This is a genomic window from Streptomyces sp. NPDC056452, from assembly GCF_042796085.1.
In the GTDB taxonomy this organism is placed as follows: domain Bacteria; phylum Actinomycetota; class Actinomycetes; order Streptomycetales; family Streptomycetaceae; genus Streptomyces.
Map to the genome: position 1 here is coordinate 81,818 of NZ_JBHTRI010000007.1, position 12,765 is coordinate 94,582.

The following is a 12,765-nucleotide window of genomic DNA, read 5'->3' on the forward strand; positions in this document are numbered from 1 at the left end:
GATCGAGAAGAAGCGTCAGCCGGACGGGCCCGGGCCTTGGACCTACGCGTCCTTGAGCTCCTGGCGCTGCCGTCCCAGCCCCTCGACCTCGAGCTCCACGACGTCCCCCGCCCGCAGGTACGGCTTCGGCTCCGGCCGGCCCATCGCCACGCCCGCGGGCGTACCCGTGTTGATCACGTCTCCCGGGTACAGCGTCATGAAGTGGCTGAGGTAGCGCACGACCTCCCCCACCGGGAAGATCTGGGCGGCGGTCGTGCCGTCCTGCTTCAGCTCCCCGTTGACCCAGAGCCTCAGCGGCAGCGCCTGCGGGTCCGGGATCTCGTCCGCCGTCACAAGCCACGGCCCCAGCGGGTTGAACGTCTCGCAGTTCTTGCCCTTGTCCCAGGTCCCGCCGCGCTCGATCTGGAACTCTCGCTCCGAGACGTCGTGCGCCGTCGCGTACCCGGCGACATGGCCGAGCGCCTCCTCGGCGGAGTCCAGGTAGCGGGCGGTGCGGCCGATCACCACCGCGAGCTCGACCTCCCAGTCCGTCTTGCGGCTGCCGCGGGGCACCAGCACCGTGTCCTCGGGCCCGACCACGGTGTCCGGAGCCTTGAAGAACAGGATCGGCTCCTCCGGGATCGCCGCACCCGTCTCGGCCGCGTGGTCGTGGTAGTTCAGCCCGATGCACACGATCTTGCCGATCCGGCCGACCGGGGGCCCGATCCGCAGCCCGTCCGCGTCGAGCGGCGGCAGCACGTCGGGGGTCGCCGCGGCCTCCCGCACCCGGTCCAGCGCCGACGCGTCGCCCAGCAGCTCGCCGTCGATGTCGGTGACGAGCCCGGACAGGTCGCGCAGGGTGCCGTCACGGTCAAGCAGCGCGGGGCGTTCCGCTCCCGCCGTACCTACTCGAAGCAGCTTCAACGGTCCATCTCCCCTTGGTCGAGATCGAGCCCGCCGGTGGGTTGCGGCCAACGAAGGGCTTGGCTGATCCTCCAAGACATCGGATCACCCCGCAAGACCCTGTTCACTTACTGGGACCACGTCCATGGCGGCCCTGCACGGAATCCGGGGCGCCCCGGCCGGGTGGGGCGAGGGATCCGAGGGCTCGCACGCCCTCCAACGGGTGAGGAGGAACGGTTTCTCCGGCGGCCGTTGGAGTGGCGGTGAGCATCGCCCCAGCGGAGCAGGGGCAGCGTGGGACCGATCCCACTCCTTCTTCCAGAGGACTGCTTCCATGCGCCTTCGCCACACCGTCGCCGCCGCCCTCGGCGCCCTCGCCCTCGTCGTCACCCTGCCGACCACGGCCTCCGCCGCCAGCGGCCAGTTCAGGTACACGTACGAGACCGAAGAGGGCTACGAGGCGGTCGGCTTCCTGAACGACCCGCCGAGCGGCGAGTGCATCAACCTCCCCGGCGCCGACTCCGACGCGCTGCCGCCCGCGTACGCCCCGAAGAACATCACGGACGCGACGGCCACCGTCTTCCTCTCCGCCGACTGCGAGGGCGACGTCTACACGCTGCGTCCCGGTGGCGGCGCCTCGGACCGCCTGAAGGTCCGCTCCGTGGTCTTCGGCTGATCGAGCCGGCCCGGCCCCCGCGGTCTGCTCACCTCAGAGCGCGGGGGCCAGCGCGGCCTCCGTGGCCGGGGTGTCCCGGTAGAGGTATGCCCGCTCGATCGCGGTCCACGTGGTGCTGGTGACGATGTACAGGGCGGCGGCCAGCGGCACGAAGGCCACGGAGAAGAGCGTCAGGAACGACATCAGCGGCATCACCTTCGTCATGGCGCCCATGCCCGGCACCGGCTGCCCGTCGGGGCCGGTCGCGGGGGTCACCGGGTTCGCCGCCATCTGGCGCTTCGTGCGGCCGTAGTTGAACGTGGCGACCGCGGCGACGATCACGAAGAGTGCGAGGTAGACCAGCCCCTGCGCGCCGAAGGGCCCGCCGTCGGCGAGCGCGTCGTGCCAGCGTTCGCCGAGAGGCGCGCCGAAGAGCTCGTGGCCGAGCAGCGAGTTCGGGTCGCCGCCGATCTTCTGGCTGGAGAACAGGTGGTAGAGCAGGAAGAAGGCCGGCATCTGCAGCAGGCTGGGCAGGCAGCCGGAGAGCGGCGAGACCTTCTCCTTCGCGTGCAGCTCCATGAGCGCCTTCTGCATGCGCTCGGGGTTCTTCGCGTGCTTCTTGCGCAGCTCGGTGATCTGCGGCTGGAGCTTGGTGCGTGCCTTCTGCCCGCGCGCCGCGGCCCGCGACAGGGGGTGCACGGCCAGCCGTACGAGGGCGGTGAACAGGACGATCGCGGCGGCGGTGGACGCGGTCTGGAAGAACGGCTGGAGCAGATCGGCGAGCGCGCCGACCAGGCTCGCGAAGGCGGACATGAAAGCGGACATGGGTGAGCCCTCCGGGGGTCTCGTCGTGCCGGGAAGAGTTGGAACTCGGCAGGACGACCCGCGCGGGGAGTACGAGGAGGTGCTGGTCCCTACGCGGCCGTCAGGAGGGCGGACCCGGGCGCTCGGGGCCTGGTGCGCCCCCTGGCGTCGGGATCCCGTTGCGGCAGGAACGCGGTGCGCTTCTCCCTGTCGCGCATCGCGGTGCGCACCCTGGTGCGGGGCACGGGGGCGGCGCAGCGGGCGCTGATGACGGAGCAGACGAGGAGCGCCGATCCGGCGGCGGCGGTCGCGGCGAGCGCGACCGCGGCGGAGAGGCTGCCGCCTTCGGCGAGCAGGACCTCGGTGAGGAACAGGACGAGGAACGCGGCGGGCCGGAGCAGTCGGGCGACCGTGCGACGCAGACGGTTCATGTCGTTCATCGGCCCCTCCCTCTCCTTGTCGTGCGGCGCGTGCGCGCCTGGCCCGGTCTGTCCTGCTGGTCCTTCATGTCCCTCAGCCGTTATACACGATCGGCCTCTCGGCCCGCCTCGGGCGGCTGAGGGATCCGGCCGGGCGGGAGCGGGGCACGGCCGGCCGGATTCCCCGGACCCCGCCTGGGTTGTGGCCTCCACCACGGCTCCATCCGTTGCTCTCTCACCCAGCCCCTGTACCGCAGTACGGTGTGGTTCATGCGCCCCGACACGCCTGCCGACCACACCACCGAAGCCGAGCGCCTGCTGCGCACCGCGGCGCAGTACCCCGAGGACCACGAGCCGCTGTTCCTCCAGGCCGCGGCCCACCTGGAGCTCGCCGGCGACAGAGCCCGCGCCGCCACTCTGTACGACGAGCTGCTCGCGTCCTCCGATAACGCCGTCGACAACCCGCATCTGGTCAAAGCGCTCAAAGCGGCCAACCTCTGGGAGTACGGCCACGAGGCGGAGGCCCGCGCGATCATCGACGGCATCCGCGCCGCCGGTCCGCTCGACGCGGCGCCGTGGGAGATCATCGCGGAGACGCTCGAGGCCCACGACGAGCTGGAGTCCGCCCACGACGTCTTCTCGGCCGCGCTGACGCTCCTGCTGTCTCCGGGCGAGGAGGTGCCGTACGCCACCCAGTCGCTGCTGACCGGACGCCATCGGGTGCGCCGGCTGAGGGGGGTCGGTCACGACGCGTGGGACGAGCTGGCCGACACGCTCCACACGGCGGCCGTGCCGCTCGACGAACTCCACGACCCGAAGCGTCTGTGGGCGCTGGGTTCCTCGGATCCGGGCGAGCTGCGGGCGGAGATCAACCGCCTCCGCGCCGAGCTGGGCACCTACCGCACGGCGCTCTCCCGCCCGTTCCCCGTCGCGGTGCTGCACTGGCCCGAGGACGAGCTGCGTGAGCTCCTCACCGCGTATCCGGAGCTGACCCAGGAGTACCTCGGCCACGCCGACCACCTGGCACGCCTGGAAGCCGCGCTGCGGGACCTGCACGCCACGGGCACCCCGAATCTCGGCATCGTCACGGGCACGGTCCCCTCGTACGAGGCGTTCGCCGCGTCGGAGGCCGCCTCCCCGTCCGATCCGGACCTCCTCCCCCAGTACGCCACCACCCTCGCGGCCCGCGGGCGCGCGGTCCCGTGGCCCCCGGCGCGCAGTGCGGCGTGCTGGTGCGGCTCCGGGCGCACGTACCGGGACTGCCACGGCACCGCGTAACCCGCCGGGGCTGCTCGCTCCCCCGCCCGTTCACCTGCCCGCGAAGGCGTCCCGCAGGTCGGCGTCCAGTGCGGTGGCCGCCGTGTCGCTGTCCGGCGACCTGGCGGCCAGCAGGGCGTGCACATGGGACTGCAGTACGTGGGTGAACGCCCCGTAGTAGGGGGTGCGCGGGCGCTGCACCGCCTCGTTCAGTGCGGCGCTCAGTGTCCGCCTGTACGCCTCGCGCGCCGACTGGCCCTGCTCCTTCCGGGCGCCCTCTCCCGACGGAGGGGGTGTCCCGGTCGGCGCGGCCGCGGTACCCGTCGCCCCGGGCGGGTCCCCGGCGGGCCGCAGCGCCGCGGCCACCCGGGGCCAGCAGGGCCATCGAGGGTCGTTGGAGTACGCGGAGGCCCGGGTCGCGGCGAAGCCCGCGTCGAGCAGGCACCGCTCGCTCTCCCGCGAGGTCAGGAACGTGATGAGTTCGCGGGCGTTGTCAGCGCGGGGCGAGTCCGCGGTGACGGCGAGGTTCTGCCCGCCGAGCACGGAGACGCCCGGCAGCCGGTTCACCGAGTACGCGTCGGGTGGCAGCAGTGCCTTCAGCGCCCCGTACACGTAGGGCCAGTGGCGCAGGAACACGGCGCGTCCCGCGGCGAAGTCGGTGAGTGCCGCCGTCTCGTCAGAGGAGAGGGCGGCGGGCTGGATCCGGCCGAGGCGGGCGCGGTCGAGCAGTTCGTCGAGCCCCTTCTTCAGTTCCTCGGGGCTCGACGTGTAGTGGCCTTCGCTGTCGGCGAGTTCGACGCCCACGCTGGCGAAGGCCTCGATGGCGTTGGCGGTCAGCCCCTCGTACTGCTTCAGCTGGGTGGTCCAGCCGGCGCGGTCGTCCGTGCGGTCCGGGCTGAGGGCGAGGGTTCCGACGGAGGCGTACAGGTCGTCCCAGCTCCAGGCCGCGGTGGGCTGCCGGCCGGTCTGGATTCCCGCGGCTGTCAGCAGGTCGGGGCGGTAGTAGAGGAGGCCGACGTCCGTGTTGAACGGCCGGGCGTAGGAGCGGCTCTTCCAGACCGTCGTCGCGTGGACCCGCTTGATGAAGTCGAGATCGACGGCGTCGGCACCGTCGCCGTCACCACTGCCGCTGCCTGTGCCGGGCATCGGGCTGATGAGTCCGGCCTCGGCGAATTCGGGGATCCAGGTGATGTCGAGGTTCACCACGTCGTAGCTGGCGCTGCCGGACTGGAGCGCGCCGAGGAGCTGGCTGCGCTGCTGGTCGGCGCCGCCGGGCAGTTCGACGAGTTTGGCCTGCTGGGACTTGTCCTCGGCGTGCCTGCGGTTCCACTCCTCTATGAGCTGCTGCCGTACGCCCCCGGACCCGGTGACGTCGAGCCCGCTGGCGACGACGATGGGCCCTCGGGCCTCGCCCTTCCCGTCGGGCGGGGGTGTGTCGTCGGGGCCTCCCGTGCAGGCGGCGCACGCGAGGGCGAGCAGACAGGTGACGGCGGCGACGGCGCGGGCGGCGGTCCGTCGTTGATGACGGGTCGTCATTTGGCGTCCCCTGTTCCGGTCTTGGCGACTTCCGCTGCCAACTCGGTCGGAATGTCGTCGGCCGGGTCCAGGCAGCGCCCGCCGGTCGCCTCGGTGAGCCGCTCGCCGAACCGGCCGGCCGAGCAGCCGCCACTCTGCAGCGAGACCGCCACGATCCTTACCGGAGGCCCCTGTCGGGCGTCCGCGAGCAGCCGGCCCAGCTCCTTCTTCCCGATGGCGGCGGAGTCCTCGTCGTCGGTGACCAGGACGAGGAGCCTCGGCTGTTCGTCGTCGGTGGACCCTCCGCGCAGGGTGGCGAGGGCGTCGCGCAGCCCGTCCGCGATCCGGGCGTCGAGATCGGCGGTCCCGGCAGCGGCGACGGCCCGTTGCGCGCCGTCCCGCTGCCCGGCGTCCCGGGCGTTCGGCCCGAACGGCACGACGTCCGTGGCCTTCTTCCCGTCCCGCACGGCCAGTGACCACACGCCGTACGTGTCCTTGGCGCCCAGCGAACCCATCGAACGCGTCACCAGTTCCTTGGCCCGTCCTGGTCCGTCCCAGACCCGCTTGTCCGCCATCGAGGACGAGTTGTCCAGGAGGTACAGGACCCGTCCCGGCCCGAGGGCCTCCCGGTAGCGGCGCAGGGTGTCGCTCAGCGAGGCGGCCGTGACCGTGCTCGCGCCGGCCGGCGGGAGCTGCTCCCGTACGGCTTCCTCGTTGGCGTCCGCCGTGAGCGGCGAGCCCTGGGCGGGCGGGGCGGGGCTGCCGTCCTTGTCGACGCCGCGGAATCCGTCGTCGGTGAACAGCTTCTGCGCGTCGGCGTCCTCGGCCAGCCAGGTGTGGAAGTCCGTCACCGCCGTCCTGCGCGCGTCGGCGTCCCGGCCCGCGTCGTCCCAGGTGACCCGGATGAACGGCAGGTCCAGGACCGGTACGTCGGAGGGGTACTGGGCGGTGCGGCCGTCCAGGGTGTCCGTCGCACAGGACGGGTGGCCGGGGTCCGTGGGGCGCAGGTTGAACTGCGCCATGGTCTGCTCCGGTACGAGGACGGCGGCCCTGTCCTCCAGGGAGTTGCTGGACACGTCGGCCAGGGCGCACATCAGTTCCCTGGCGGTGGAGGGCATCGGCCGGAGCGCCTGTGCCATGTCCTGTTCGAGCGCCGACGCGGGCCCTGAGCCCTCGGACGCGTACAGGGCCCCGGTCGACAGCAGGGCGCCCTCGGTGCCTTCCGGGTCGGGCCGCAGGACGGCGACCGGTTCCTTCTGCGCCCCCCGCAGCGCGGAGATGATCGAACCGAGCGGGGTGCCGGTCTGTACGGCTTTCGCCAGCGGCATGGTGTACGGCACGGCGAGGACCATCGGGGTGAAGGCGAGGGGACCGAGCGGCTCCAGCGTCACGACGCTGTTCCCGGCGCCCTCGTCGGAGCCGGCCTCCCTCGCCGAGGCGGAGGCGGCGGCGCTGCCTCCGGCGGCGTCGCTCTCCCCCGTGCCGGTCGCCCGCTGCCACGCGCTCCCGGCGGCCGGAATCCAGATGTCCGGCTGGGCGCCGAGGTCCCGTTGGGGCCGCAGGCAGTCGCCCGACGCGGGGCAGGAGGCGGGCGGCTCCTGCCAGAGCGAGGAGGACCGGAAGGCGGCCACGGCGTCCGTGGCCTTGGCGTCGTACACGGTGATGTTGGTGGCCCGGCAGTCGCCGTCCCCGTCCCGCCGCTGCTTCGGGTAGGCGTCTGCGGCCCGCTGGACGGTGGAACGGATGTCGGGGTCGGCGAGGACGCGCAGCTCCAGGGGCGGCGCGCAGGCGGTGGACCCGCCCGGCACAAGGCCCGTGAGGAGCCAGGCGCCCGCCCCGGCGAGTACGGCAACGCCCGCGAGGACGAGGGTGGTTGTGCGGGTCAGCCGGCGGGTCCGCGCCAGGAGGCGGCGGCCCACGACGGCGGGTGAGGGCAGCCGCCGCCTCCGGGGCTCCGGCGGAGGAACCGGGTCCGACGGCCGTGGCGGGGGCGGCGGGGAAGGCGGCGGGGGCGGTGCCGCGTCTCCCGTGAGGGCGAGCACCACGTCGTCGCCGTGCCGCCGCTCCTCCGGTATCCACGGGTGCCCGTCGACGGCTTTGAGCGGCGCCATCGCTTCGCGTATCCCCGTGACGACGCTGGTGAACGTCGCCGGTTCCGGCCCGGCGGTGGACCCGGTCAGCAGCCGGTGCAGGGCCGCGGTGAACTCCGTACCGGTGGCGGGGTCGCCGGGCGGGATCTCCACGCCAGGCTCGGCCGCGGTGAGCAGGGCGAAGTTCTGGCCGACGGCAGGGGCGAACGAGGAGAGCGCGTTGCCCGCGAAGCAGCAGTCGAGGATGACGACCACCCAGTCGGCGCGGGCGTTGCGCAGCTCGGGCATGACGTCGTCCCGCCAGGACAGAGTGTCCACGAACGGGTGGTGCGGGTCCCGGGTGACGCGCGAGTCGGTGAACATCAGGTTGAGGTCGCTGCCGTCGGGGCGCACGATGCCGTGCCCCGCGAAGTAGACGACCAGCAGGCCGGTCACCTCGTCGCGGGCAGCGCTGAGCGCCGCACGCACCCGGAGCGGATCGACGGCCCTGGAACCGTCCGGCTCCCCGGCTTCGGGAACGACGACGAGATCCGCCGGATCCAGCACGCCGGTGCCCTCGGCCGTCAGTGCCTCGGCCATGAGGCGAAGGCTGTGCCGCACGGCCGGCAGGTCGTTCCGGTTACCGGTGTAGGACTCCACCCCGACGAGCACGGCGCGGTGCCGCTCGGCTCTGTTCTCCTCGCCGCGCGCGTTGTACGGCGGCACGGCGCCTAGACCTCTCCGGGCTCGTCGCCGCGCGCTCCGTTCCGCGGGCCGGCCTCGGGCCCCGCTTCCGGTGGGCCGTCACGATCGGTGTCACGGGCGGTGTCACGGCCGAGGCCGGAACCGGGCCCCGTGTCCGGCCCGTCGAGGGTGACGCGCGGCGTCTCCTCGGGGTCGGCGAACCTGCGCCGGTTGCGCAGCCAGGTCTCCACGGACCGCCACGCGTTCTCCGAGACGGAACGGGCCACCTCGACGGAGACGACGAGGATGATGTCCTGGATCAGCTCCCCGCTCATGCCCTCGGTCTGCGTGAGCGAGTCCTTCCGCCCGACGCCGAGCTCGTGCCGCTCCCGCGCCTCTTCGAGCGCGGGCGCGCTCTTCAGCCAGGTGTGGAGCGCTTCGAGGTCGTCCCTGCGGGTGTGGGTGCCGCTGACGCTGATCCGTAACTCGACCGTTTCCCCGCTCCGTCCGGGCTCCTGCCCGCCTGCTTGCGCCCCGTCTGCCATGCGTTCTGCCCCCATCGGCACCGCTGCCGCCGCCCCGCGATGAAGCGATCCTGAAGCGATTCACTGAACACACAAGTATTTCACGCGAGTTGACACGGGGCACCCCTTTGTACCCACTCCACTCACGAGCCGTACGGCAGCAGATCCCCCACCCGGGGCAACCGCGACCCGGCGGGCTCGGACAGGCTCAGTCGGGCTCGGGCGGCAGCGTCTGCTCGGCCCAGACGGTCTTGCCCTCGGGCGCGTACCGGGCGCCCCAGTGGCTGGCGAGCTGGGAAATGATGAAGAGGCCCCGCCCGCCCTCGTCGACCGTCCGGGCATGGCGCAGGTGCGGAGCCACAGGGCTCGTGTCGCTGATCTCGCACGTCAGTCCCCGGTCACGGATGAGACGCAGTTCCAGCGGCGGACTGCCGTAGCGCACCGCGTTGGTCACGAGTTCACTGACGATGAGTTCGGCCGCGTAGCGCGCGTCCTCGTCGAGGTTCCAGTCGGCGAGCTGCCGGGTCGTCAGACGGCGGGCCGCCGCGGGGGCCGACTTGTCGTGCGGAAGTTTCCAGGCGGCGAAACGGTCCGCGGGCATGCCTTGGGTCCGTGCCAGGAGCAGGGTGGCTCCCTGGAGGTCGAGCGTGTCGGGGAGCGCGTACGCGGCCGCGTCGCACAGCTCCTGCAGGGGACGCTCGGGGTGGGCGAGCGCGCGGCGCAGGGCACCGGACGAGGACTCGGCGTGGCTCTGCATGGCCCGGCTGTAGAACGCCAGCATGCTGCCCTCGCTCAGCGTGAACGAGGAGGTCGCGAACGGTGTCTGCTCGGGGGAGCCGAGCGACGGCCCCTCGGGCAGCCCGGACACCGCCGCGGAGCCGTCCGGGCCGATCACGAGCGGGGCCGGGTGCCCGGCCGACGCGACCGTGCACGTACGGCTGAACGGGTCGTACGTGGCGTACACACAGGTCGCCGCGAGCGGACTCCTGTGCAGCGGGTCGCTGGGCGGCAGCTCGGCGCGCTCCCGCGCCAGTCGCCGCGACGTGTCGTACAGGCGCGCGAGCAGTTCGTCCGGTTCCAGATCGAGTGCGGCGAGCGCGTGGACGACGGTGCGCAGCTGGCCCATGGTGGTGGCCGCGTGGATGCCGCCCTCTGCCACCTCCCCGATGACCATTCCGGTGCGGGCACCGGACAGGGCGATCGTGTCGAACCAGCAGCCGCTTCCTCCGCCCGGCATCAGCAGATGGGCCGTCTCGACACCGGTCCGCGTTGCCGGGTACCGGGGAAGGAGCCGGCGCTGCAGGGTGCTGGCGATGGTGTGCTCGTGCACGTAGCGGCGGGCGTTGTCGATGCTGAGGGCGCTGCGGGAGGCCAGTGCCGAGACGACCGGGAGGTCTTCGTCGCGGAACGGTTCGGAGTCGTTGCACCGGTAGAGGCTCACCATGCCCAGGATCGCTCCGCGCAGGGTCAGCGGTGCCACCAGGAGGGTGTGGGCGCCGACCGAACGGATCGAACGGGCACGCGCGGGGTCGGCGTCGGCCCACGGGGCGTCCTTCAGGGGGACCAGTCGCGGCTGGAGATCGGACAGCACCCGCGCGTAGGGCGTACCCGGCGCGACGGCGCGCACGTCTCCCACCGGGTGGGCCGGATCGGTGCTGTTGCCGCTGGCGGCGGCACGACGCAACGGAATGCCGGGGGCCAGCGGGAACGGAATGAGTTCTTCGCCGCGCAGCACCCCGTCGACGACCTCGACCACGACGATGTCCGCGTAGCCGGGTACGAGTGCGTCGACGAGTTCGTGGCAGGTGGCCTCGACGTCCAGCGTCCGCCCCACGCCTTGACGGACCGAGGTCAGCGCCGCCTCCCGGGCCCTCGACCTCACCCGATCGGTGGCATCGACCACGGCCACCCCGACCCCCAGGACCTCCCCCTGATGGTCCTGCAACCGGAACGCCGATACGGACAGGGTGCGCAGGCCCGCCGACCCGTCGGTCGGCCGGGCCCGGAACGTACGCTCCGCGCCGGGACCGCGGGCGTGCAGGGCCTCACGTACGAAGGCCTCGACGCTCTCGGCGTCCACGAAGCCGCACACCTCGGCGAACGGCCGCCCGCGAAGCCGCGCGACGGCGGCCTCGTCCTCGGACGGACCACTGACGCGCATGATGTCGAGCTGCGGGTCGAGCGCGAGGACGCGTACCTGCGACTGCGTGAAGAGCGCTTCCAGCACGGCCGGTCCCACGGCGTCCTCGCCGGGCCCGCTGCCCGCGTCGGGCCAGATGCCCCAGCCCCCGTCCGACCCCGGCAGTGGCTGCAGCCGCAGGGCAGGTCCTGCCCATCCGGCGCCCGCCGGCTGCGGCAACCCGCCCCCGAGCACCACCATGACGTGCTGTCCCACCGCGGTGGCAGCCGTGAGCCCGAAACGCTGCTCGGCGCCGCTGCTCCACCCGGTGACCACTCCGGCGCTGTCCACGGCCATCAGGGGCGTGTCAGCCATCAACCCAGCTCCTTCGCCCCCTCCACGGGACCCGGGAGCGGGCCTCCGTACACCGACACCGACGCCCCCAGGATCTGCCCCCTGCCCGACGCCCGCGACCGGAGCCTCGGCCGGACGCGTTACGGGCCCGCCCATCGGAATCGGAAAGGTCGCCCCGGGGCCACCGATCACTTTCGGGCGCGGCCGCAGTCATAAGCGCAACAGAACACGGCATCACCCGACGACGTACGAAACGGAAGAGGACGCAGCGACATGACCGAACCGGTAAAGGGCCCCGCGAGCTACTTCCCCTCGATCGAGAAGAAGCACGGCCGCCCGATCGCGGAGTGGAAGGACCTCATTCGCACCTCACCCCTGACCAAGCACATGGAGCTCGTCTCCTGGCTCAAGACGGAGCACGGCCTGGGCCACGGCCACGCCAACGCCCTGGTCGCGCACACACTCGCCGAGGACAAGGCCGTGTAGGGGGACGCTCGGCCTGCCAGGGGGACCGCTCGCCAGTCCGGGCAGATGGGACGCCACGCACCCCACTACCACTTTCCTCACCCCGAAGGACGAGTACATCCACATATGCGCAATTCACTGACATCCGGGCCACACCTGCGCCACACTCTGGCTCCCAACAACGACAGGGCGGACAGGTGGTCGGATGGCAGGCCCGGTCGGCCGCACAAGGGGAAGGCAGGCACCGGTGCTGAACGGACTCGGGCAGCTGGGCAAGTCCGTCCGAAGGCGGGACATGCTCAGGTACGGCGGTCTCGGCCTGCTCTCCGTCGCCCTGGCGGCCTGCGGCGGGAAGAACGACGGCGACGAGGCGCCGGGAGCGGCCGGCAAGCCCGCCAGGCCGACGGTCACCGGGGCCGCGGTCCAGGCCTTCGTAGCCGGCGCATGGAACCTCGCCTTCACCCCGCAGGGGCAGGTCAACGACGAGTACAAGCGGATCGAGTTCACGGGCCGGAACTGGAGCCTCGACGGGGACGACCTGATGGGTACCTTCGAGCTCACCGGAAGCGAACTCGTGGTCCGCATCGACAACATGAGTACGGAGAACGTCTGGGCGGCCACCGGCATGCCCGCCACGGTCGCCGACGACGCCTCGCTCACTCTGCAGTGGGGCCACTCCGCGGAATCCGCCCCGGTCGACGCCGGCTCCCCGGTGGACACCACACCGTTCCCGCTACCCGTCACGTGGGACGGCACCACGCTCCGGATCCAGGCCGGGAACGGTGTAGTGATCACCGCAGTACGCGCCTGACACAGCCACCGCGACCCCCGTACGGAGCGCTCCCGCGCCGCACGGGGGCGCTCGGCTGCGCGGGCGCCGGCGTCGCCCTCCGCACGGGGCCTCGCGAGCAGCGGTAATGCGCCACAAATCCCCCGCTCGCCCGGTCGGGACGACCGGAATTCACCGGGACTCCCCTATGTCGCATCTTTGCAATACGATCACATTCAACTAATCGCC

11 protein-coding genes are annotated in these 12,765 nt (G+C 72.4%); 4 read left to right on the forward strand and 7 right to left on the reverse strand.

What is annotated here, in order from left to right; translation table 11 throughout:
• Positions 1 to 42: 42 nt before the first annotated feature.
• Complete coding sequence (locus tag ACFQ6X_RS09375; protein ID WP_383178381.1) at positions 43 to 903, reverse strand: fumarylacetoacetate hydrolase family protein; 861 nt, start codon at positions 901 to 903, stop codon at positions 43 to 45.
• A 313-nt stretch (positions 904 to 1,216) separates the two neighbouring features.
• On the opposite strand from ACFQ6X_RS09375, the gene ACFQ6X_RS09380 reads away from it, so the two are divergent.
• Positions 1,217 to 1,558 (forward strand): hypothetical protein, encoded by a 342-nt coding sequence (locus ACFQ6X_RS09380; RefSeq protein ID WP_383178384.1) that lies wholly within the window; start codon positions 1,217 to 1,219, stop codon positions 1,556 to 1,558.
• 33 nt (positions 1,559 to 1,591) lie between these two features.
• Here ACFQ6X_RS09380 and ACFQ6X_RS09385 read toward each other — a convergent pair whose 3' ends face one another.
• Together ACFQ6X_RS09385 and ACFQ6X_RS09390 are read right to left on the reverse strand one after the other, a co-directional pair.
• Positions 1,592 to 2,362 (reverse strand): YidC/Oxa1 family membrane protein insertase, encoded by a 771-nt coding sequence (locus ACFQ6X_RS09385; RefSeq protein WP_383178387.1) that lies wholly within the window; start codon positions 2,360 to 2,362, stop codon positions 1,592 to 1,594.
• A gap of 89 nt (positions 2,363 to 2,451) precedes the next feature.
• Positions 2,452 to 2,781: a DUF6412 domain-containing protein gene (locus tag ACFQ6X_RS09390; protein WP_329210697.1), complete on the reverse strand. Its 330-nt coding sequence runs from the start codon at positions 2,779 to 2,781 to the stop codon at positions 2,452 to 2,454.
• Positions 2,782 to 3,030: 249 nt separating this feature from the next.
• Between ACFQ6X_RS09390 and ACFQ6X_RS09395 the strand changes: the two genes are divergently transcribed.
• Positions 3,031 to 4,038 (forward strand): SEC-C metal-binding domain-containing protein, encoded by a 1,008-nt coding sequence (locus tag ACFQ6X_RS09395; protein WP_383178391.1) that lies wholly within the window; start codon positions 3,031 to 3,033, stop codon positions 4,036 to 4,038.
• A 30-nt stretch (positions 4,039 to 4,068) separates the two neighbouring features.
• On the opposite strand, the gene ACFQ6X_RS09400 is transcribed toward ACFQ6X_RS09395, so the two are convergent.
• The 4 genes from ACFQ6X_RS09400 to ACFQ6X_RS09415 all read right to left on the reverse strand — a co-directional run bounded on the left by ACFQ6X_RS09400 (position 4,069) and on the right by ACFQ6X_RS09415 (position 11,303).
• Positions 4,069 to 5,553, reverse strand: coding sequence for an extracellular solute-binding protein (locus tag ACFQ6X_RS09400; RefSeq protein WP_383178394.1), 1,485 nt, complete (start codon positions 5,551 to 5,553; stop codon positions 4,069 to 4,071).
• Complete coding sequence (locus ACFQ6X_RS09405) at positions 5,550 to 8,327, reverse strand: caspase family protein (protein ID WP_383178397.1); 2,778 nt, start codon at positions 8,325 to 8,327, stop codon at positions 5,550 to 5,552. The genes ACFQ6X_RS09400 and ACFQ6X_RS09405 overlap by 4 nt, the downstream gene beginning before the upstream one ends.
• 5 nt (positions 8,328 to 8,332) lie before the next feature.
• Positions 8,333 to 8,830, reverse strand: a complete 498-nt coding sequence (locus ACFQ6X_RS09410) for a hypothetical protein (RefSeq protein WP_383178400.1) — start codon at positions 8,828 to 8,830, stop codon at positions 8,333 to 8,335.
• A gap of 187 nt (positions 8,831 to 9,017) precedes the next feature.
• A complete protein-coding gene (locus tag ACFQ6X_RS09415; protein ID WP_383178403.1) occupies positions 9,018 to 11,303 on the reverse strand; it encodes a SpoIIE family protein phosphatase in 2,286 nt (761 codons plus the stop codon).
• Between the two features lie 252 nt (positions 11,304 to 11,555).
• Here ACFQ6X_RS09415 and ACFQ6X_RS09420 point away from each other — a divergent pair, with 252 nt between their 5' ends.
• Entirely contained in the window at positions 11,556 to 11,768 is a 213-nt protein-coding gene (locus ACFQ6X_RS09420; RefSeq protein ID WP_383178406.1) for a DUF4287 domain-containing protein, read from the forward strand.
• Between the two features lie 226 nt (positions 11,769 to 11,994).
• Positions 11,995 to 12,558, forward strand: coding sequence for a hypothetical protein (locus ACFQ6X_RS09425; protein WP_383178409.1), 564 nt, complete (start codon positions 11,995 to 11,997; stop codon positions 12,556 to 12,558).
• The last annotated feature ends 207 nt before the right edge of the window (positions 12,559 to 12,765 follow it).

Bases quoted from the DNA above. Each gene is read 5' to 3' on its own strand.
- ACFQ6X_RS09385 (WP_383178387.1), bottom strand. From the start codon at position 2,362: ATGTCCGCTTTCATGTCCGCCTTCGCGAGCCTGGTCGGCGCGCTCGCC.
- ACFQ6X_RS09400 (WP_383178394.1), bottom strand. From the start codon at position 5,553: ATGACGACCCGTCATCAACGACGGACCGCCGCCCGCGCCGTCGCCGCC.
- ACFQ6X_RS09420 (WP_383178406.1), top strand. From the start codon at position 11,556: ATGACCGAACCGGTAAAGGGCCCCGCGAGCTACTTCCCCTCGATCGAG.
- ACFQ6X_RS09390 (WP_329210697.1), bottom strand. From the start codon at position 2,781: ATGAACGACATGAACCGTCTGCGTCGCACGGTCGCCCGACTGCTCCGG.
- ACFQ6X_RS09380 (WP_383178384.1), top strand. From the start codon at position 1,217: ATGCGCCTTCGCCACACCGTCGCCGCCGCCCTCGGCGCCCTCGCCCTC.
- ACFQ6X_RS09415 (WP_383178403.1), bottom strand. From the start codon at position 11,303: ATGGCTGACACGCCCCTGATGGCCGTGGACAGCGCCGGAGTGGTCACC.
- ACFQ6X_RS09410 (WP_383178400.1), bottom strand. From the start codon at position 8,830: ATGGCAGACGGGGCGCAAGCAGGCGGGCAGGAGCCCGGACGGAGCGGG.
- ACFQ6X_RS09395 (WP_383178391.1), top strand. From the start codon at position 3,031: ATGCGCCCCGACACGCCTGCCGACCACACCACCGAAGCCGAGCGCCTG.